Below are 21,452 nucleotides of genomic sequence, written 5' to 3' on the forward strand. Positions count from 1 at the left end.
ATTGAATTGCGCCACCGATGATTGCTGACATGAGTAGTGTTTCATCGGTGGAGCTGGGGGTTTTGGGACCTCTGCAGGTCCGCCGGGACGGCGCAACCGTTGCTATCCCGGGCGCCAAACCGCGCGCGATCCTCACGATGCTCGGGCTGCATAACGGGTCGGTGGTGTCCGCCGACACGCTGATCGCGTTGCTCTGGGGCGACGAACCGCCGCGCACCGCCGCCAAGGCCCTGCAAACCCACATCTCCTCGCTGCGCCGCGCCCTGGGCGAAGGCGTGGTGGTGACGCAGGGAACCGGCTGGGCCCTGCAGGGGCTCGAGGTGGATGCGACGCGCTATCGGGCGGCGGCCAAGGCGGGCCGCGACGCCGCTGCCGCGGGCGACACCAGCCAGGCGGTGGCGCGCTTCGAGGAGGCGCTGGCGCTGTGGCGCGGGATCCCCGAACTGCCCGAGGGTCGACGCGGAACATCGGAGAAGACGCGCTGGATCGAGGGCCACGCCGCGTTGGCGGAGGACCGCGCCGACGCGTTGCTGGCGACCGGCCGGGCCGCGGAGCTCATCGGCGAACTCGAGGGCGCTGTGGCCGACGCCCCACTGCGCGAACGGCGCTGGGGACAGCTGATGCTCGCGCTCTATCGCGCCGGGCGGCAGGGCGAGGCCCTGGGCGCCTATCAACGGGCGCGCGCGCTGCTCGCCGAAGAGCTCGGCGTCGACCCCGGGCCGGACCTGCGCCGGCTCGAGGCCGCGATCGTCGCGCAGGATGCGACGCTGGAAACCCCTGCCGCACAACATGTTCCGGCCGTGACTCGCGCCGTGACGTTCCTGCTGACCGACATCGAGGGGTCGACGGCCGCGTGGGAGGCCGACGCCGACGCGATGGCGGTGGCGCTGGCGCGCCACGACGAGCTCATCGAACAGGTCGTAACCTCCCGCGGCGGACGGCTGATCAAGACCCGCGGCGAGGGCGACGCCACATTCTCGGTCTTCGAGCGGCCGTCGGCGGCGGCCACCGCCGCCATCGATCTGCAGGAAGCGATCTCCGGCGAGCCGTGGGCGCTGCGCGAGCCGATGCGTGTGCGGGTGGCGCTGCACACCGGGGAGGTCGAGTTCCGCGACGGCGACTACTTCGGGCGCGCGGTCAACCGCGCCGCCCGGTTGCGCTCGCTGGCCGCGGGAGGACAGATCCTGTGCTCGGGCGCGACGGCCGAGCTCGTCATCGACTCCCTGCCCGACGACGTCGTGCTCGCCGACTTGGGGACGCGCGAACTGCGCAACCTTGCCCGTCCGGAACGCGTCTTCGAGCTTCGGCTGCAAGCCGCCGACGACCGTACCGAGCCGGCCGCCACTGAGCCGCCCGTGCAGCGCCCGGCCCTGCCCTCGGTGCTGGCCGGGCCCGGGCCGTTCGTCGGGCGCGGGCGCGAGCTCGCGCAACTCTTCTCCGCCTGGCAGACCGCACTCGCCGGGGCCACCAACGCCGCGCTGATCGCCGGCGAACCGGGCGTCGGCAAGACGCGGCTGGCCGGCGAATGGTCCCAACAGGCCTACGACCAGGGCGCGCTGGTGATCTACGGGCGGTGCGACGAGGACCTCGGGGCCCCGTATCAGCCGTTCGCCGAGGCCCTGCGGTCGTTGGTGCCCTGCCTGGGCGCCGGCAAGCTGCGCGGGCTGCGCGGCGTCGAGGCGCTGCTCACCCTGGTTCCCGGCCTGACCGACGTGGTGCCCGATCTGTCCGCCCCCACCCGCGCCGACCCCGACACCGAACGCTACGCACTGTTCGACGCCGTCGTCGCGGTGCTGGGCGTCGCGTCCAGGAGCGCGCCCGTCGTGCTGATCCTCGACGACCTGCACTGGGCGGCCAAGCCGACGCTGCTGCTGCTGCGCCATCTGCTGCGCTTCGGCGAGCAGAACCGCGTGCAGATCCTGGGCACCTACCGCAGCACCGATCTCGACCGCTCCCACCCGTTGGCCGCGATGCTCGCCGACCTGCACCGTGACGGCACCGCGAACCGCATTCAACTCGGCGGCCTGGACGAGAGCGACGTCACCGCCTACGTCGCCGAGGCCGGTTACGACGACGAGAAACTCGCCCGGGCACTGGCGTCGGTCACCGGCGGCAATCCGTTCTTCCTCATCGAGGCCCTGCGCCACGTGGAAGAAAGTGGCGGCCAATGGGATCCGAGCACGTTGCCGCAGGGGGTGCGCGAGGCGGTGAGCCGCCGACTGTCGCGGCTGCCGGCCGAGACGAACAAGGCCCTGGCGGCGGCCGCCGTCGTCGGCAGCCGGTTCGCGCTGGACCTGGTCGAGCATGTCGTCGGCGACGACCTCGTCGACGCGTTCGACGAGGCGTGCAAGGCCGGCATCGTGATCGAGGAGCCGGGCGGTCGCTACCGGTTCAACCACGCCCTGGTCCGGCAGTCGCTGCTGGCCGAGCTGCCGTCGGTACGGCGCATGCGCCTGCATCAGCGCATCGCCGCGACGCTGGAAGAGCAGCCCGGCGCCCAGGACGAGCAGGGCGAGCTGCTCGCCGAACTGGCGCACCACTACTTCGAATGCGCGTGGGCCGGCAACGCGGCCAAGGCCGTCGAGTACTGCCGCCGCGCCGCCGACCAGGCGATGGCCCGGCTGGCCTACGAAGGCGCCGCCGACCTTTACGACCGGGCCCTGCACGCGCTGGAGGAGATCGACGACGAGCTGCCCGACCGCGACGAGCAGGTCGCCGCGCTGCTGATCGCGCGCTGCGAGGCGCTGCTGGCCGCCGGTGATGTGGCGTCGGCGGCCGGCGCGGTGTCGCAACTGCAGGAAGCCACCCGCGGTTCCGGCCGTCTCGCGGCGTGGGCGGCGTGCTTCGACGCCCAACTGTCGATGCTGACCCATCCCGACCGACTCGACGAGGCCGAGTCCGCGGTGAGCGCGGCCGCCGAGAAGCTGGCCGAGCTGGGCGATACCGCCGGAGAAGCCAAGGCGCACACCGTCCGTGCCGGGTGCCTCGCGCGCCTCGGCAGGATCGGCGACTGCGAGATCGCCCTGGACGAAGCGCTCACCGCGGCGCGGCGCGCGCGTGAGCACCGCCGGGTCAACGCGGTGCTGGCGAATGCGCCGCTGGCGGCGCTGTGGGGACCCAACCCGGTGCCGCGCGCGGGCGGACGCTGCCTTGACGTGGTGCGGCTGCTGCGGATCACGACCGAGTCGCCGGCGGTCGAAGCGACGTCGACGCGGTGCCAGGCGGTGTTGGAGGCGTTCCGCGGACGCGACGCCGCGGCCCGACGGATGATCGACTCGGCCCGACGCACGGTCACCGAACTCGGGCTGCGCCATGCGCTTCTCGAGGTCGAACAGTTTGCCGGCATCGTCGAGCTCATCGCGGGCGACCCGGCCGCGGCCGAGCCGCATCTGCGCCAGGCCTACAACGGTTTTCGGCGCATGGGTCTGGACGCCGACACCGCCGAGACCGCCGCCCTGCTGGGTCGCACCTGCCTGGCGCTCGACCGCGCGGACGAGGCCGACGAATTGTGCACGGAGAGTGAGCGTCTCGCCGGGCACGCGCTGAAGGGGTCGATCGCCTGGCGCATTCTTCGGGCGCAGCTGCTGTCCCGCGGCAATGCCCACGACGAGGCACGGCGAGTCGCCGAAGACGCGGTAAGCCGCGCCGAGCGCACCGACGCGTTGGTCGACCACGGCGATGCGTGTCTTTCACTGGCAACGGTCTTGGCGGCCGCTGGCGACGCCCGCGGAGCGCGCGCCGCCGCCGAGCGCGCGGCCGAGCTGTACCAGCGCAAAGGGGCTGCGGCACTTGCCGATAAAGCGAGTGGCGTCGTGGGCACCGCTAACCTTCCTCACGCGTCTCGGATCGAAACCGGGTCCGTCGTACCGTCCAACTCTTGCGCGGTAGCAGGCAGCCGGCTCGTCGATGCCGTCAATCGCGAGGCGTGGGACGAGGCGACGGAGCTCCTTGCCTCATCCGTGTCCGTCGAAAGTCGCCGGAAGATAGTGGGATTCGCACCAGTAGACGTCCCAGCCAGCCAGTGGCCTCACGATATGAGCCGGTACCTGGAGGCAGGCATGGTGCGCTACCGCCAAACGGTTCTCGCCGTGCGCGGCGACCGCTTCGCCCTCTTCCGCCTGGAATTGGGCACGGCAGATCTGAGTTCGGGTGCGCCGCAGGACGAGGAGCTTCAGGTAGCCGCGCTCGACGATGACGGTCATGTAGCGCTACAACTGAAGTTCGATGTCGAAGACATCGACGCCGCGCTCGCGGAACTCGACGCTCAGTATGCCGCTGCAGCCCCAATCGAACTGACCAACGCTTGCTTGCTGGCGGGCAACCAATTGGTCGATGCCATCGATCGCGAGGCATGGGACGAAGTGGAGCAGCTGTTTGCCCCGTGCGTCTCGGTCGAGAGTCGCCGGAAGATCGTTGGCTTTCCGCGGATCGAATTGCCATCGAGTCAGTGGCCCGAGGAGATGAAACGCTACCTGCGGGCCGGCATGGTTCGACACCGTCCGGTGGTCATCGCCGTCCGTGGTGAGCGCCTTGCCCTCTTCCGAATCGACATCACCACTGCAGATCTCAGTTCCGATGCGCCACAGGACGCGATGCTTCAAGTGGTCGGGCTTGACGAGGGGGGGCGATTCGCATTGCAGGTGTGGTTCGACCTCGAAGACATCGATGCCGCAACCGCCGAGCTCGACGCGCAGTACACCCTAGAACAGCGTCTCCGGCCGCCCCAGGACCACCCCTGCGCTCGAGCGTTCCGTCGGGTGGCGACTGCGATGGAACGCGGAGCATGGGACGAACTCGAGAAGATACACCCGCCCCACCGCTTCGAGAGCCGACGCAAAGTCATCGGCTTTATCCACGACAGTCTGTCCGCCAGCGACGTGCGGAGCATGTTTGAGAACACCCCACTGCGATTGCGCCACACAATCATCGCCGCGCGAGGTGAGCGCTTGGCCCTCGCTCGATTCGAGGTGGGCGCGGCCGACGACAGCCCTGGTGCGCCGCACGACGAGATGTTCCACCTGGTCGCCCTCGACGAGGGCGGTCGAGTGGAACTAGAGATGCTCTTCGACATCGAAGACCTCGACGCCGCGATGGCTGAACTTGACGCGCAGCACGCCAGACTTGAGCAGGGGCCAGACAACGCCTGCGTCATAGCGATCCGTCGCCTCGATGACGCCCTGAACCGCGACGCCTGGGACGACGCCGAGCAGCAGTTCGGAACCGAGATCTCCGCCGAGGACCGTCGCAAAATTGTCGGGTTTCCGCGCGCGATTCTTTCGCCTCACGAATGGGTACGCGGGCTGCGAAAAATTCGTGCGCTGGGCGCCTGGCGGCTGCGACGCGCGGTGATCGCCGTGCGAGGGGAGCGCCTCGCTCTCACCCGGTTCATCGTGGGCCCCGGAGACGGAGACGCTGGAGCTCCGTGCGAGGAGCTACTTCAGCTATTCTGCCTCGACGACGACGGTCACATCGCGATGCAGATCACCTTCGACCTCGATGACCTCGACGCCGCGACCGCTGAACTCGACGCGGTGTACGCGCTGTTCGAGGAAGGGCGCCAGCGGACCCTGCGCCTACAAAACACGGCGAGCCAGGTCAGCGGGCGCTTCCTGGCGCACTTCGCGGCGCGCGACTGGGATGCGATGGCCGAAATGACGGCCGACGACTTTTCGAGTGACGATCGTCGCCGGGTGGTTGGCGCGGGAGTGCAACTGGGTCGACAGGTCGATATCGAAAACATGCGGGCGTGGGCTGACGTCGGGATCACGAACATGACGTCAGACGTCATCGCGACCCGGGGGGACCGCCTCTTCCTCGGTCGCACCCAGTTCTTGGGCCGTGAGCAGCTGCCCGATGCGTTCCACAGTGAGGTTCTCGGCATCGTTGAGATCGACGCCGAAAACCGGGTCATGGGACGCGTCGTGTTCGACCTCGACGACTTCGACGCCGCCATGGCCGAGCTCGAAACCCGGTACCTCGCAGGCGAAGCGGCGCCGTACGCGCGCACGTGGTCGGTCATCGCGGGGACGTACGCCGCGGTCGGCCGGAACGAATTTCCCGCGCTGACGCCCGATTGTGTGACCATTGATCATCGCCGGGGCACGGCGTTCGCCCCTGGCGAGCTGCCCGCGTACATCCGTGCCGGGTGGGAGCTTGGGATGGACGTCCGACCCTACGTCGCGGCGGTACACCGGTTGAGCGATCGCGGCGCGGTCTGCAGCTGTGCGGCCGGTGGCGTCTCGCGGGAAGGGTTCGATGCCGAGTGGCGGCACCTCGCCCTTTCGATGGTCGAGGGCGACAGGGGCAACCGCTGCGAATTCTTCGATGAGGCGGACCTCGACGCCGCACTCGCGAGGTTTGCCGAACTGCACCCGCCAAAGCCACGACTGGACAATGTGGCTACGCGGGTATGCGAGCGCCTCAGTGCGTGTTTTATGGCTCGTGATTGGGACGCGCTTGGACAGACTGTGGCCGAGGACATTTGCACCGACGATCGCCGCCGGGTGGTGGGCGAGGGAATCCGACGCGGCCGGGATGCCGTGATCGCCGAAGTTTCCGCGCTGGCCAAGCTCGGCGTCGTGAACGCGACGTCAGAGTTTATTGCGACCCGTGGATCTCGGCTCGCCCTGAGGCGCTTCCGCACCTTTGGGAGTCAGCAGCGGTCCGAGGAGTTCCATGTTGAGGTCTTAGACGTCCTTGAGCTCGACTCCGACGAGCGGGTCGCGGCACGTGTTGTGTTTGACCCCAACGACTTCGATACTGCCATCACCGAACTCGATGCCCGCTACCGTGCGGGCGAAGCAGCCGCCCATGCGCACACCTGGTCGCTAACCACGGCCGCCTACGCCGCGATCAACAGGCACGAACTGGCCGAGTTGACGCCGGACTGGGTCAGCATCGACCACCGCCGCGGAGCATCGTTCGCGACCGGAGACATGGTCTCCTACGTTCACGCCTTGTGGGATGACGCGCCGGACATCAAGGTCTACATCGAAAACGTGCATCGTCTGAGCGACCGCGGGGCCGTCGTCACACAAGCGGCGCGCGGCACTTCACAACAGGGATTCGAGGCCGAATGGCGGGAGATCGGGATCGCCATCTTCGACGGTGATCTGCTTAGCCGTTACGAACTGTTCGACGAGGCGGACCTCGAAGCCGCCCTGGCCCGCTTCGAGGAATTGCACCCCCAGACGCCGCGACTGGCGAACGCGGCGAGCCGGGCATTGGGCCGCTTCTTCGCTAACTTCGGGGCCTGCGACTGGGCGGCGATAGCCGCGAGCCTGACCGACGACAGTTTCATCGAAGATCGCAATCACATGGTGAACGCCGGGTTTTGGGGTGGCCGCGACGCCGTGATCGCCAATCTGCGGGCCCTTGAGGAGGCCGGGACCAACATCACCTCTACCGTTATCGCGACCCGCGGGGAACGCCTCGCCCTCACCCTTATGCGTTCCCCGAGCGGCGACCCGCGGTACGGCGAGTTCAACTCCGAGCTGCTCGTCGTCGTCGAAATCGACAGCGACGATCGGCTCGCGGCCCAGGTCGTGTTCAACCTCGACGATCGCGCGGCCGCCATCGCCGAACTCGACGCCCGATACCTGGCCGGCGAAGCGGCCGTCCACGCGCATGCGTGGTCGGGCATCACTCGCGCATATGCGTCGCTTAATCGACTCGAAATCCCCGCGACGGCGCCCCACTTCGTGGACATCGACCATCGGAGCCTTGCCGCGATCGGGCCCGGGGATCTCAAGGCGTACCTCAGCGCCACGATGAGCGACGCAGCCTATAGCCACGCGTACGTTGAGACCGTTCATCGGTTGACCGATTTCGGCGCCGTCGTTTGTCATGCGGCGAGCGGGACCTCGAGTGGGGGCTTCGACGCGGAATGGCGCATGACCGCCGTTTTCACCGTCGAAGACCAATTGCTTAGCCGCTGCGAAATTTTCGACGAGGCGGACGTAGACGCCGCGCTCGCGCGCCTTGAGGAACTACATCCACAGCCTCGGCGGCTGGAAAACGCCGCAAGCCGAGTGGCCGAGCGCTCCCTCGCGCAATTTGCGGCCCGCAACTGGGACGCGTTGGCGGACATGCTGGCCGATGAGTTCTTTCAGGACGATCGCCGTCGGGTAGTGGGCGCCGGAATCCGACACGGTCGAAATGCCCAAATGGCCGACATGCGGGCCATCGCCGACGTCTGGATCACAAACGGCACATCGACCGTCATCGCTACCCGCGGCGAGCGCCTTGTCCTCATACGCACCGGTTATTCGGATCCCAAGCAAGGACCCGAGGCTTTTCTCACCGAGACCCTCTGCATCGTGGAAATCGACGCCGACGAGCGGGCCATCGCGGCGGTGTCGTTCGACCTCGAAGATTTTGACGCCGCCCTCGAGGAACTTGACGCGCGATACCTCGTCGGCGAAGGGGCTGCTCACGCACAGACATGGTCACTCGTAACACGCGACTACGCTGCGCTCAACCGACGCGAACTCCCTGCGACGACGGCAGACTGGATCAATATTGATCACCGAAGGGTCGTGGCAGTCGAAGTGGGCGACGTGGGTGCGTCGGTCCGATCCGTTTTCGAAATCCTCTCGCAAGCCACGATCTACGTTGAGGCGGTGCATCGCCTGACCGATGTCGGCACCGTCGTCACTCAGGTGGTGAACGCAACTTCGCAACACGGCTTCGACGCCGAATGGCGCGAGATCAGCATACTGACATTTGAAAATGGTCGGATCAGCCGCTGCGAAGTCTTCGACGAGGCCGATCTCGACGCCGCGCTCGCGAAGTTCGATCAACTCAGCCACCCGATGCCGCAGCTGGCGAATGCGGCGACCCAAGTGGCCGAACGCTTCCTGGCTTCTTTTGCAGCTCGCGACTGGGTTGCCATGGCGATGTTGGTCGCTAACGACTTCGAGAGCGATGACCGCCGTGCGGTAATCGGCGCCGGCGTTCGACGTGGCCCAGACGCCGTGATCGCTGAAATGCGCGCTAACGCCGAACTCTGGATCACACAAGGGACGTTGAAGTTCATCGCGACGCGCGGGGACCGCCTTGCCCTGATGCATGCATCCTTCACCGGCACCGATCAAGGACCTCAGGCGTTCCTGACCGAAACGCTCGCAGTCGGCGAGATCAACGCCGAGGAGCGCATCGTCGCGATCGTCACGTTCGACCTCGACGACCTCGATGACGCTCTTGAGGAGCTCGACGCGCGGTACGTCGCCGGTGAGGCGGGCGTTCACGCGGCCTCATGGTCGTTCGTCACGCGGACGACCTCCGCGATCAACCGACACGAGATGCCGCCGACGACACCGGATTCCGTGATGATCGACCACCGGCTGCGCGCAACGCTCGGGACCGACGACCTGACCGCCTACATCCGCTCGGCATGGGACCTCACGCCGGACCTTCGCGTGTTCATCGAATCTGTACATCGGTTGCACGACCTCGGGGCGGTCGTGACCCACGTATCGTGCGGGGCCTCACCGGAGGGCTTTGATGCCGAGTGGCGGCAGATCACGCTCATGACGGCCGAAGGCGGGCTGGGCAACCGGTGCGAAATATTCGACGAGGGAGACCTTGATGTCGCCATCGCACGCTTCGAGGGACTACATCCGCAGCCCCAGCTGCTAGACAACGCGGCAAGTCGAGTGGCTGAGCGCTTCCTGGCCTGCTTGGTGCCGCGCGATTGGGATGCCATGGCAGAACTTCTTGTCGACGACTTTTGCGGCGACGATCGCCGAAAGGTGGTGGGCGCGGGCGTCCGCCATGGTCGAGACGCCGAGATCGCTGACGTGCAGGCGATCGCCAACCTTGGACTCGTGAACGTGATGAGGACGGTCGTCGCGATCCGCGGGGCTCGGCTCGCTCTTCTCCGATGCCGCTTCGTATTTCGCGACCAAGGAGCCGAGGAGTTCATCGGCGAGCTATTCGGCATCGCCGAGATCAGCACCGACAATCGGATGACGGCCTACGTCTCGTTCGACCTCGACGACTTTGAGGCCGCCATCGCGGAACTCGACGCCCGATACCTGGCCGGCGAAGCGGCTGCTTACGCGCGCACGTGGTCGGTCATCGCTGGGGCATGCGCATCGCTCAATCGACGCATACTTCCCGCTACCACATCCGATTTCGTGGACATTGACCACCGGCCCCTTTCAATCGGGTCCGGTGACCTGAAGACATACCTCGGTGCCGTGCTGCGCGACGGCGCTCCTAACATCATCTACTTCGAAGCCGTTCATCGGCTCACCGACCTCGGCGCGGTCGTCACTCATACGGCGAGCGGGACATCACGAGAAGGCTTCTACGCTGAGTGGCGCCTGACTGACATCTTCACGGTCGAAGGCGACCTGCTCAGCCGCTGCGAAATCTTCGACGACACAGACGTCGCCGCCGCACTCACGCGGTTCGATGAATTGCAACCGCAGGCACCGCGTCTGGAGAATGCGGCAAGCCGGATATTGACCCGTTACTTCGGGTACTTTAGTGCCCGCGACTGGGAGGCGATCGCCGACACTTTGACCGACGACAGTTTCGTCGAAGATCGCAATTACATGGTGAACGCCGGTTTTTGGGAAGGTCGCGAGGCCGTGATCGCCAACCTGCGAGCCCTTGAGGAGGCTGGCACCCACATCACGTTTACCGTCATCGCGACCCGCGGCGAGCGCCTCGCGCTTGTCGTCATGCGGTCCCCGAGCGCCGACCTGCGGTACGGAGAGTTCGACTCCGAGCTGCTCATCGTCGTTGAAAGCGACATCGATGATCGGCTGGCTAGACAGGCCGTGTTCAACTGCGACGATATCGACGATGCCTTCGCGGACCTTGATGCCCGCTACCTCGCCGGCGAAGCGGCCGCCCACGCGCACACGTGGTCGGTCATCGCAGGGATCTTCGCCGGAATGAACCGACACGAACTTCCAAATACGACGCCAAATTGGGCCAACGTCGACCGTCGGCGAGTCGTAGGGACTTTGGGGGGTGACCTGATCGCAACCCTCCGTGATACGTGGGACCTCACGCCCGAGTTCGCCATCCAAGTCGAGGCTGTGCATCGACTAGCTGACCTGGGAGCGGTCGTCACTCTGGTTGCGCGCGGAACTTCGCCAGATGGCTTCGACGCCGAGTGGCGGATAATTCAACTTCTCACTGTCGAAGGCGACCTGATGGACCGCTCGGAGCTATTCGACGAAGGAGACCTCGACGCCGCGCTCGCGAGGTTCGGCGAACTACAAGCGCCACGGTTGGAAAACGCGGCGAGCCGAGTGGCCGAACGTTTCCTGGCCCAATTCGCAACGGGCGGCTGGGACGAAATGGCGGAGATCTTGGCCGACGACTTCACCAACGATGATCGCCGCCGAGTGGTGGGCGCGGGAATCCGACACGGCCGCGATCTTGAGATCACGGATATGCGAACGATTGCGGACCTCTGGGCGACCGACGTGACTTCAACGATCATCGCGACCCGCGGGAAATACCTTGTCCTCATACGTCTTTGCTTCCTGGGCCCCCAGCAGGGTCCCGAAAACTTCGTCACTGAGCTGTTCACCATCGTCGAGATCAATGCCGATGAAGAGGTTGTCAATGTCGTCTCGTTCGATTTCGACGACATCGACGCCGCCTTCGAAGAACTCGACCGTCGCTACCTTGCCGGCGAGGCGGCCGCCCACACACGTACGTGGTCGGTCATCGCAGAAGTTTGCGCTATGTTCAACCGCCACGAACTCCCAGCGACGGACTGGCGCGTCATGGATCACCGACCGCTCGTCGGCGAACCGCTCGTGACCGCCACGGCGATAATGCGCTCCATTTGGAACCTCGCGCCAGACTTCAACCAGCAGATCGAGGCGGTGCATCGGCTCAGCGCCTTCGGCGCCGTCATCGCAGTTAAGGCGTATGGGACCTCGACAGAAGGCCTCGTCGCCGAATGGCGAATGATCCAGCTCCCGGTGGTCGACGGCGACCGACTCGATCGTTGCGAGATATTCGACGAGTCGGACCTGGACGCCGCGCTCGCGAGGTTCGACGAGCTCAGCGCCGAGTGACACTCACTAGACTGGGTCGATATGCCGAGTTCCTTCGACGTCGTGACCGAATCATCCGCCAGCGTTGAACAGATTCATGCGGCCTACAGCCGCAAAGACTATTGGCTGGCCCGCATCGAGCCCGGCCCCACCCTCACCACGCTGGACTCCCTGACCATCCAGGACGACGGCACGATAGAAGTGCACATCACCCAGCACATCGGCCGCCAGCTGCTGCCCGGGCCCGTGGGCAAACTCGTTCCCACCGAACTGAAGATGATGCACATAGAGACGTGGCGACCGGCCGGCGACGGCCGGTTTCGCGGGCAGGTCGCAATCTCGACGTCGCCGAAGCTGGGATGGGGCCAAGTGGACGCGTGGCTGGATCCAGCAGATCCCGGCTCCCAACTGCGCTGCTCCCTGAAAGTTCAGGTCAAGATCCCGCTAGTGGGCGGCCGACTGGAAAAGTCCATCGGGCACAGCCTGACCTCCAGCGGCATCCCCGAGATGCAGCGCTTCACCGCCGACTGGATCGCCGAAAACGCCTAGGGCTGCAGACGCTCGACGCGGCCGCCGGTGACCCGAATCCGGTTGTGCACCCGGTTCTCCCGGCCCTGCCAGAACTCCACCACCTCGGGCGCGATGAGGTAGCCGCCCCAGTTCGGCGGCACCGGGACGCTCTCCGAATCGGCGAAGCGCTGCGTCACCTCGGCCAGCTGCTCGAGCAACGCCGCGCGCGACGCGATCGGCCGCGACTGGTGCGACGCCCACGCACCCAGCTGTGAGCCGCGCGGCCGTTTGGACCAGTAATCCTCGGTGACCTGCGGCGCGACCTTGCTCACCGGGCCACGGATGTGGATCTGGCGGCCCAGCTGGTACCAGGGGAACGTCGCCGAGGCGTACGGCGTCGCCGCCAGCTCGTCGCCCTTGGCGGAGTCGTAGTTGGTGAAAAAAGTGATTCCGGTCTCGTCGGCGCTCTTGCACAACACCGTTCGGCTCACCGGCCGGCCATTGCCGACGGTCGCCAGCACGAAGGCGTTCGGCTCGGACAGGCCGGCGCGTTCGGCGTCGTCAATCCACTTGCGGAACAACGCAAGCCAACCGCCATCCAGCCAATCCGCGTCGAGATCGGGGCTGCCGTCCTTCTCGACGGACCCGTACTCCACTCGCATGCCCGCCAGGTGTTGCTCATTTGATTCGGCCATCGCACTCACGCTACCCAGCGTTCTTACCGGCCGGTAGCGTCGGCCCGACGCCGGGGTGCGAGAATTTTTCCCATGACTGTGGTCCCGGAAAATTTTGTCGCCGGCCTGGAGGGCGTGGTGGCGTTCACTACCGAAATCGCCGAACCGGACAAAGACGGCGGCGCGCTGCGCTACCGCGGCGTGGACATCCAGGATTTGGTGAACCACCAGGTCACATTCGGCGACGCGTGGGCGCTCCTGGTCGACGGCAAGTTCGGCCACGGGCTGCCGCCCGCCGAGCCGTTCCCGCTGCCGATCCACACCGGTGATGTGCGCGTCGATGTGCAGGCGGGCCTGGCGATGCTGGCGCCGATCTGGGGATACAAGCCGCTGCTGGACACCGACGAGGCCACCGCCCGCGACCAGCTGGCCCGCGCGTCGGTGATGGCGCTGTCCTACGTCGCCCAGTCCGCGCGCGGCATCTATCAGCCGGCGGTCCCGCAGCGCGTGATCGACGAATGCCCAACGGTCACAGCACGTTTCATGACCCGCTGGCAGGGCGAGCCGGACCCCAAACACGTCGAGGCGATCGACGCCTACTGGGTGTCGGCCGCCGAGCACGGCATGAACGCCTCGACGTTCACCGCGCGGGTGATCGCCTCGACCGGCGCCGACGTCGCGGCGGCGCTGTCCGGAGCGATCGGGGCGATGAGTGGGCCGCTCCACGGCGGCGCGCCGGCGCGGGTGCTGCCGATGCTCGAAGAGGTGGAGCGCACCGGCGACGCCCGCGGCCTGGTCAAGGGGATCCTGGACCGCCACGAGAAGCTGATGGGCTTCGGCCACCGGGTCTACCGCGCCGAGGACCCGCGGGCGCGCGTGCTGCGGGCCACTGCCGAGCGGTTGGGTGCGCCGCGCTACGAGGTCGCGGTCGCCGTCGAGCAGGCCGCCCTGTCCGAGCTGCGGGAACGCCGTCCGGATCGGGCCATCGAGACCAACGTCGAGTTCTGGGCCGCGGTGATCCTCGACTTCGCTAAGGTCCCGGCCAACATGATGCCGGCCATGTTCACCTGTGGGCGCACCGCGGGGTGGTGTGCCCACATCCTCGAACAGAAGCGACTGGGCAAGCTGGTGCGCCCGTCGGCCATCTATGTCGGACCGGGTCCGCGCAGCCCCGAGTCGGTGGAGGGCTGGGACCGGGTTCTCACCAACGCCTGAGCCGTAAACTGCGCACGCTCGCGATGAAGTTTGTCGGTGGGTGGAGTCAGTATGGGTGACACCCATCCGACCGCAAGGAGACCCTCATGGCGATTAACGTCGAACCCGCAGTGATTCCCCACCTCGTCGTCGGCGATGCCGCTGCGGCGATCGATTTCTATACCAAGGCTTTTGGCGCCGAGGAGTTGGGCCGCGTTCCGCGCCAGGACGGCAAGCTGGTGAATGCCGCGGTACGCATCAACGGCTTCACGGTGATGCTCAACGATGACTTCCCGGAGACGTGCGGCGGCAAGTCGATGACGCCGACGTCGCTGGGGGGCACCCCGGTCACCATCCATCTGACGGTCGACGACGTCGACGCCAAGTTCCGGCGCGCCGTCGATGCGGGCGCGACCGTGATCGCCGAGCTGACGGACCAGTTCTGGGGAGACCGCTACGGCGTGGTCGCCGACCCGTTCGGCCACCACTGGTCAATGGGGCAGCCGGTGCGTGAGGTCAGCATGGAGGAGATCCAGGCGGCGATGTCCGGCGCTGGCTAGGAGGTCACGCAGCCGGCGCGGCAGCGACGTCCCCGGCGCGCTGGCCGCGGCCGCCAGCATGTCGGCCACGTCGGTGAACTTGTTGCGCGGCCGCCCGAGCGCGGCACCGCGGGCGATCTCCACGGCGTCGATGGCGCGCCACCCGGCGGAGTCGACGGCATCGGGCTGACGAGCGCGCACCAGCCTCGCCAGCGCGGCCGGCTTGCCGACCGGGTCGGCCAACTTGCCGGCGTTGAAATCGGCGACCAGCGCCTGGACCGTCTGCAACGAGCATGACTTGTTGGTGCCGATGAAGCCGGTGGGGCCGCGCTTGATCCAGCCCGCGACGTACGTTCCCGGTACGACGCGGCCGCCCTCGTTGGGGACGACGGCCGCCGCCTCGTCGAACGGCAGATCGCGAATCGGCTTGCCGCGGTAGCCAATCGAGGTCAACACCAGGCCCGCCTCGAGCCCGCGCCGCTCCGCAGTGCCGGTGAGCGAGAACTCCACGCCGGTGGCTCGCTGCTGCCCGACGACGCGCTCCGGCGTGAGCCGATACGCCAGCCGGATCCGCGGGCCGGGCCCGGCAGCGTCGCCCAGTTTGCTCAAAATCTCCAGCTTGGCGCGTGTCAAGCCGTCCGACACGCCCGCGAGGTCGCGCTGAACCAGCTGGCGGTCGTCGGCGTCGAGCACGACGTCGCGCGTGCTGACCAGCCCGATCAACTCCGGCAGCGTGAACGCCGAGTGCGCGGGTCCGCGGCGGGCCACGATCACCACCTCGCGGACCGCGGAACCGCGCAATACCTCCAGCGCGCCGTCGGCGATGTCGGTGCGCGCCAAGTCGTTCGGATCGGCGGTGAGCACCCGCGCCACGTCAAGGGCGACGTTGCCGTTGCCCACGATCACGACCCGTTCGTGGCTGAGATCGACTGGCAGGTCGGCGAAGTCGGGATGACCGTTGATCCACGCGACCAACTCGGTGGCCGTTGCCGTGCCCGGCAGACCCATCCCGTCGATGTCCAGTCGGCGATCGTCGGGCGCACCGACCGCGTACAGCACGGCGTGATGATGGGCCAGTAGGTCGGCGTGGCTCAGGTGCTTGCCGATCTCCACATTGAGGTAGAACCGGAAGTGGCGGTGACGGCTCACCCGCTCGAAGAGCCGGGTGACCCGCTTGGTGTTCTGGTGATCGGGCGCCACCCCGGCACGCACCAAACCATAAGGGGTAGGCAGCTTTTCGAAGACGTTGACCCGCACACCGTGCTGGGTGAGCAGCTCGTCGGCGGCATACATCGCCGCCGGGCCGGACCCGACGATGGCCACGGTCAGCGGCTGGCGACGAACCCGCACCTCGGCCGCCGGGAGCACCGGCGCCAGCTTCGACGTCGGCGGAAGCTTCACGTCCGCGGGCCGCTCGGGATAAAACGACGCGTTGATCTCAACGAACGGCAACTGCTTGACATCCAGCCGGTTATCGGGCGCGATCGCGCCGACCGGGCAGGCGCTCACACAAGCACCGCAGTCCACGCACGCCACCGGATCGATGTGGAGCATCTCCGCAGTCGCGAAGCCCGGCTCATCCGGCGTGGGGTGAATGCAGTTCACCGGACACGCGAAGACACAGGACCCGTCGTTGCAGCACGACTGGGTAATGACATGCGGCATAACAGAACTCGCAGTAGGTCAGGCCGCCAGGTGCTGGCGCTGCGGCTCGCTGCGGTAGCGCGACGGCCTGCCGTACATCTTGAGCATCCGCCACACCAGCTTGGCGATCGGATTCATCAGCCCGGTGTCGTAGGCCAGCATCCGGACGTCACCGAACATGTCGCGCAACCACTTTCGCGAATCCGCCGACCCGAAGAACAGCTCCTTCTTGACCTCGCGCGGGATGTCGAACTTGACCCAGAACTCCTTGGGGGGCACCACGATTGCCCGGCACAGCCGCCACATCGTCAGCGGAAGATAGATCGAGACCACGAACCGCTTCATCGGCCCCAACTGCGGCAATCGTTTACGCAGATATTCGTGAGCGAACGAGATGTGCCTCGCTTCCTCGGCCACGTGAATGGCCATCACTCGTTCCATGATCGGGTGCAGCGACTTGCCTTCGCGCAGAACGTTTTTCTGCGTGTGGTCGATCGGCTCCTCGCCGGCCAGCACCCCGATGAAGAACGCGATCGGCAGCGGGCCGGCCACCAGCGGCACCACCGGCGAAATCCAGCGCAGCTTGCGCGGCATGCCGGGCACGTCGGCGCCGATGCGGTTGACCATCTCCTGGAACATCATGGTGTGGTTGCACTCTTCAACCGATTCGTGCAAGCAGTAGCGGTACTCCGGCGACCCGTTGGGCACCCAGAACGTGTAGTTCATCAGGCCGCGGATCAGGATGGACTCGAAGTGCAGTCCCACCTTGGCCACGTTGGCCTGCCGCCACATGCCGATTTCGATCTTGCGTTCGTCGGGCTGGGCCAGATACCAGGGGTGCCGGCCCATCGTGTCGGTCGTCGGCAGGATCCACCGGGGGTCGTTGTCGGTGACCGCGAACTCCGGCGAGTCCCAGTCGATATCGGTGTACGGGTTAAAGTTTCGCCGCACCGACCCCTCGGACAGTGTGGCGAGCATGTCCACGTACTCGGCGTCGTCGCGCACTTCCATGTTGCGGCGCCAACGCTGCATGGTTCGCGTCCTAGCCTTCACAACATCCTCCCCCACGAGGTTGACGTTCCGACGTATGCAGAACACGGTACCGGCGGTACTGGGAATCCGCCAGGGCAGTCCGGAGCATTGTGGGCTGACCAGCGGTCACGCTCACGGTGTGTGCGGAGTCACACCTGCGCGGCTCACTACTCTGGGGACCATGGCTGAGCAGCTCCAGATCCCCGCAGACCTCAAACCCCGCGACGGCCGCTTCGGATGTGGCCCGTCGAAGGTCCGACCCGAGCAGCTCGAGGCGCTGACCAGCAGCGCGGCGCCGTTGTTCGGCACCTCGCACCGCCAGGCGCCGGTCAAAAACCTGGTGGGCCGGGTCCGGAAGGGAGTGGCCGAGCTGTTTTCGGTGCCGGACGGCTACGAGGTCATCCTCGGCAATGGCGGCGCGACGGCCTTCTGGGACGCCGCGGCGTTCGGGCTGATCGACAAGCGCTCGCTGCACCTGTCGTTCGGCGAGTTCAGCTCGAAGTTCGCCTCCTGCGTCGCCAAGAATCCGTTCGTCGGGGACCCCATCATCATCAAGTCGGATGCCGGCACCGCCCCGGAACCGCAGAGCGACCCGTCGGTCGACGTGGTCGGTTGGGCGCACAACGAGACCTCGACGGGGGTCGCGGTGCCGGTCCGCCGCCCCGAGGGCGACGCGCTGGTGCTCATCGACGCCACCTCGGGCGCCGGCGGCCTGCCGGTCGACATCACCGACGTCGACGCCTACTACTTCTCTCCGCAGAAGAACTTCGCCAGCGACGGCGGCCTGTGGCTGGCCGTCATGAGCCCGGCCGCGCTGGCCCGCGTCGAGTCCATCGCCGCCTCGGGTCGCTGGGTTCCCGACTTCCTGTCGCTGCCGATCGCCATCGAGAACAGCCTCAAGGACCAGACGTACAACACGCCGGCGATCGCGACCCTGGCGCTGATGGCCGAGCAGCTGGACTGGATCCTGGGCAACGGCGGGCTGGACTGGGCGGTCAAGCGCACGGCGGATTCGTCGCAGCGGCTGTACTCCTGGGCGGAGGAGCGGGCCTACACCACGCCGTTCGTCGCCGACCCCGCCCTGCGCTCGCAGGTGGTGGGCACCATCGACTTCGTCGACGACGTCGACGCCGCGGCCGTCGCGAAGGTGCTCCGAGCCAACGGGATCGTCGACACCGAGCCGTACCGCAAGCTCGGCCGCAACCAGTTGCGGGTCGCGATGTTCCCCGCCGTCGACCCCGACGACATCAGCGCGCTGACGGCGTGCGTCGACTGGGTAGTCGAGCGGCTCTAACCCGTTCCGCGTGTCAGCCAGGTGAACGGCGTCTGGCGAGCTAGAGTGCGCCCTGAAGGCTCGGCGCTGATCTGCCCGGAGCCTGCGAGGAGAAGCCATGCGGGAACTCAAAGTGGTTGGACTCGATGCCGACGGCAAGACCATCATCTGCCAGAGCGGCGGCCCCGACGACCAGTTCAAGCTCCCCGTCGACGACCGGCTGCGCGCGGCCATCCGCGGCGAAGCGCCGCCGCCGGAGCAACCCCAGCTCGACATCGAAGTCAGCGACCTGCTGAGCCCCAAGGAGATTCAGGCCCGCATCCGCGCCGGCGCGTCGGTCGAACAGGTGGCGTCGCAATCGGGCTCCGACATCGCGCGGATCCGGCGCTTCGCCCATCCGGTATTGCTGGAACGCTCGCGCGCCGCCGAGCTGGCCACCGCCGCACACCCGCTCCAAGCCGACGGCCCCGGGGTGCTCACCCTGCTGGAGACCGTCTCCACCGCGTTGGTGGCGCGCGGCCTCAACCCGGCCAGGCTCGGCTGGGACGCCTGGCGCAACGAGGACGGCCGCTGGACGGTCCAGCTGTCGTGGCAGGTCGGCCTATCCGAGAACCACGCACACTTCTGCTTCACCCCCGGGCCGCACGGCGGCACCGTAACCGCGATCGACGACCCCGCCAGTGAGCTGATCGACCCGGACTTCAAACCCCCGCTGCGGCCCTTGGCGCCGGTGGCCCGCCTCGCATTCGAGACGCCCGCCGAGCCTGCCCCGCCCGCCGAGCCCGCGCCGGTCGGCGACGTCGTCGACGTCGGCGAAAAAGCCCAAGCTGCCCCGGCGCCCGCCGCCCAAGCGGCGGTGAGCACCCCGGCAAGCAGCCGGCGCGGCAAGCCCGCCATTCCCGCGTGGGAGGACGTGCTGCTCGGGGTGCGTTCGGCCGGACAGCGCTAGCCCGCGCCGACCTGGTATCGCATACGCCATCGCTTTTCAAAACTGGGTAACGGTTGCCCGACGGTGCTGGTGGGGCTGCTGGGACTAGCCCGCGGCCAGAGCCAGCAGCGTCACCCACGCGCCGATCACTCCCACCCCCGCGCCGAGCACGAACCAGCGCCACACCGGGGTGCGCCGCCAGCCCCACAGCGTGGGCGCCAGCCCCCCGGCCGCCACGATGTTGAGCCCGACGGCCAGCAGCGGATGGACCCGGATCAACCCGAGGCTGAGCACCACCACCGCGACGGCGGTGACCGCGGCGACGAACCCGGCCACCGTCAGACCCGTCCCCCAGGGCACGGGCGCGTCGGTCACGGGCCCACCCTAGCCCGCTCGTAGAAGGCCAGCGCCGCCGCGGTTGCGACGTTCAGCGAGTCGGTGCCCCGCGACATCGGGATGCGCACCCGCACATCGCTCAACCGCTGCACGGCCGCTGTCAACCCGGGGCCCTCGGCCCCCACCAGGACCGCGACGCGGTCGCCGCGCGCCGCGTCCATCGCCTCCGGCAGCGCCCGCGCGTCCCGGTGCGGGGTCATCGCCAAGAGCCGAAACCCGTGCTCCTTCAACATGATCAGGTCGCCGGGCCAGTCCGCCGAACGCGCATACGGCACCAGCAACGCATGCCCCATCGACACCCGCACGGCGCGGCGGTACAGCGGATCGGCGCAGCCGCTGCCGAACACCACCGCGTCCACGCCCAGCCCTGCGGCGTTTCGAAAGATCGAACCCAGGTTCTCGTGGTCGTTGACGCCTTCGAGCACCGCGACGGTGCGGGCCCCTCCGACCACTTGCGCGACGGTCGGTTCGGGGAGCCGCCGCGCGGCGGCCAGCACTCCGCGATTGAGATGGAAGCCCACCACCTGCGCCATGACGTCGGCGGACGCCCGGTAGTAGGGCGCCCGCACGGCCTCGCCCAGATCGTCGCGCAGCTCGGCCAGCCGGCGGTCGGTGCCGAGCATCGCGTGCGGGGTGAACCGGGATGCCAGCATGCGCTGCACCACCAGCACGCCCTCGGCGATCACCAAACCTTTGCCGGTCGGCAGGTCGGGGCGAGGGTCGACGCTGTTCAGGTCGCGGAAGTCGTCAAGCCGGGGGTCGTCGGGATCGGTGACGTCCTGGACAAGCACTCACGGGCTTTCGTCGACCAGCGCCAAGATGATGTCGGCGGCCTGGCGCAGAACCTCGCGCCTATCGTCGTCCAGCGTCGCGAGCCGCTCGGCCAACCACTCCTGGCGGGCCCGTCGCGCCGCCTTGACCAACTCGGCGCCCGACTCGGACACCGACACCACCACCTGCCGGCCGTCGACGGGATGCGGTTCGCGCTCCACCAAGCCTTCGTCGGCCAAAGACGCGATCACCCGCGTCATCGACGGCGGCCTGACCCGTTCGCGAATCGCCAACGCGCCGGGCGTCATCGCGCCCTCATTTGCCAGGATCGTCAGCGCCGAAAGCTGGGAAAGCGACACCGGCGATTGCGGATTCCGAAACCGCAACTGCCGGGCCAACCGCATGACCGCCAGCGACAGGTCTGCGGCCAGCCGCGCATCGCCGTCAGCCATGGCGCGAGGT

12 protein-coding genes are annotated in these 21,452 nt (G+C 67.5%); 6 read left to right on the top strand and 6 right to left on the bottom strand.

All coding sequences use genetic code 11. The features are described 5' to 3' along the window. Window positions 1–47 precede the first annotated feature (47 nt). Entirely contained in the window at window positions 48–12,050 is a 12,003-nt protein-coding gene (locus tag G6N66_RS22195) for a BTAD domain-containing putative transcriptional regulator (RefSeq protein WP_408632896.1), read from the top strand. 21 nt (window positions 12,051–12,071) lie between these two features. Further along, a complete protein-coding gene (locus tag G6N66_RS22200; RefSeq protein ID WP_085231800.1) occupies window positions 12,072–12,578 on the top strand; it encodes a DUF2505 domain-containing protein in 507 nt (168 codons plus the stop codon). Here G6N66_RS22200 and pdxH read toward each other — a convergent pair. Then, window positions 12,575–13,234: a pyridoxamine 5'-phosphate oxidase gene (gene pdxH / locus G6N66_RS22205; RefSeq protein WP_085231799.1), complete on the bottom strand. Its 660-nt coding sequence runs from the start codon at window positions 13,232–13,234 to the stop codon at window positions 12,575–12,577. The two genes, G6N66_RS22200 and pdxH, sit on opposite strands and share 4 nt — an antisense overlap. A gap of 72 nt (window positions 13,235–13,306) precedes the next feature. Here pdxH and G6N66_RS22210 point away from each other — a divergent pair, with 72 nt between their 5' ends. Further along, window positions 13,307–14,428, top strand: a complete 1,122-nt coding sequence (locus tag G6N66_RS22210; RefSeq protein WP_085231798.1) for a citrate synthase 2 — start codon at window positions 13,307–13,309, stop codon at window positions 14,426–14,428. Window positions 14,429–14,514: 86 nt separating this feature from the next. Beyond that, entirely contained in the window at window positions 14,515–14,967 is a 453-nt protein-coding gene (locus G6N66_RS22215) for a VOC family protein (RefSeq protein ID WP_085231797.1), read from the top strand. On the opposite strand, the gene G6N66_RS22220 is transcribed toward G6N66_RS22215, so the two are convergent. Next, a complete protein-coding gene (locus G6N66_RS22220) occupies window positions 14,899–16,611 on the bottom strand; it encodes an FAD-dependent oxidoreductase (protein ID WP_085231796.1) in 1,713 nt (570 codons plus the stop codon). The genes G6N66_RS22215 and G6N66_RS22220 overlap by 69 nt on opposite strands. Before the next feature lie 18 nt (window positions 16,612–16,629). Further along, window positions 16,630–17,622, bottom strand: a complete 993-nt coding sequence (locus G6N66_RS22225) for an AurF N-oxygenase family protein (RefSeq protein WP_179968305.1) — start codon at window positions 17,620–17,622, stop codon at window positions 16,630–16,632. Window positions 17,623–17,803: 181 nt separating this feature from the next. On the opposite strand from G6N66_RS22225, the gene serC reads away from it, so the two are divergent. Continuing rightward, window positions 17,804–18,916, top strand: a complete 1,113-nt coding sequence (serC, locus tag G6N66_RS22230; protein ID WP_085231794.1) for a phosphoserine transaminase — start codon at window positions 17,804–17,806, stop codon at window positions 18,914–18,916. A gap of 97 nt (window positions 18,917–19,013) precedes the next feature. Continuing rightward, window positions 19,014–19,844 carry a septation protein SepH gene (gene sepH / locus G6N66_RS22235; protein ID WP_085231793.1) on the top strand — a complete coding sequence of 277 codons (831 nt, stop codon included), beginning with the start codon at window positions 19,014–19,016 and terminating at the stop codon, window positions 19,842–19,844. An 84-nt stretch (window positions 19,845–19,928) separates the two neighbouring features. On the opposite strand, the gene G6N66_RS22240 is transcribed toward sepH, so the two are convergent. Genes G6N66_RS22240 through G6N66_RS22250 form a run of 3 tightly spaced genes read right to left on the bottom strand, consistent with a single transcriptional unit; the run spans window position 19,929 to window position 21,442 of the window. Beyond that, window positions 19,929–20,198, bottom strand: a complete 270-nt coding sequence (locus G6N66_RS22240; RefSeq protein WP_085231792.1) for a DUF2537 domain-containing protein — start codon at window positions 20,196–20,198, stop codon at window positions 19,929–19,931. Further along, a complete protein-coding gene (locus G6N66_RS22245; protein ID WP_085231791.1) occupies window positions 20,195–21,010 on the bottom strand; it encodes a TrmH family RNA methyltransferase in 816 nt (271 codons plus the stop codon). Before G6N66_RS22245 ends, G6N66_RS22240 begins: the two co-directional genes overlap by 4 nt. Further along, a complete protein-coding gene (locus tag G6N66_RS22250) occupies window positions 21,011–21,442 on the bottom strand; it encodes an Rv0880 family HTH-type transcriptional regulator (protein ID WP_085231790.1) in 432 nt (143 codons plus the stop codon). Between the last annotated feature and the right edge of the window lie 10 nt (window positions 21,443–21,452).

The sequence above is a fragment of the Mycobacterium conspicuum genome (assembly GCF_010730195.1).
Taxonomy (GTDB): Bacteria; Actinomycetota; Actinomycetes; order Mycobacteriales; family Mycobacteriaceae; genus Mycobacterium; species Mycobacterium conspicuum.

Coding starts and splice junctions, on each gene's coding strand:
- sepH (WP_085231793.1), top strand. CDS start 19,014: ATGCGGGAACTCAAAGTGGTTGGACTCGATGCCGACGGCAAGACCATC.
- G6N66_RS22220 (WP_085231796.1), bottom strand. CDS start 16,611: ATGCCGCATGTCATTACCCAGTCGTGCTGCAACGACGGGTCCTGTGTC.
- serC (WP_085231794.1), top strand. CDS start 17,804: ATGGCTGAGCAGCTCCAGATCCCCGCAGACCTCAAACCCCGCGACGGC.
- pdxH (WP_085231799.1), bottom strand. CDS start 13,234: ATGGCCGAATCAAATGAGCAACACCTGGCGGGCATGCGAGTGGAGTAC.
- G6N66_RS22200 (WP_085231800.1), top strand. CDS start 12,072: ATGCCGAGTTCCTTCGACGTCGTGACCGAATCATCCGCCAGCGTTGAA.
- G6N66_RS22250 (WP_085231790.1), bottom strand. CDS start 21,442: ATGGCTGACGGCGATGCGCGGCTGGCCGCAGACCTGTCGCTGGCGGTC.
- G6N66_RS22210 (WP_085231798.1), top strand. CDS start 13,307: ATGACTGTGGTCCCGGAAAATTTTGTCGCCGGCCTGGAGGGCGTGGTG.
- G6N66_RS22215 (WP_085231797.1), top strand. CDS start 14,515: ATGGCGATTAACGTCGAACCCGCAGTGATTCCCCACCTCGTCGTCGGC.
- G6N66_RS22225 (WP_179968305.1), bottom strand. CDS start 17,622: ATGCAGCGTTGGCGCCGCAACATGGAAGTGCGCGACGACGCCGAGTAC.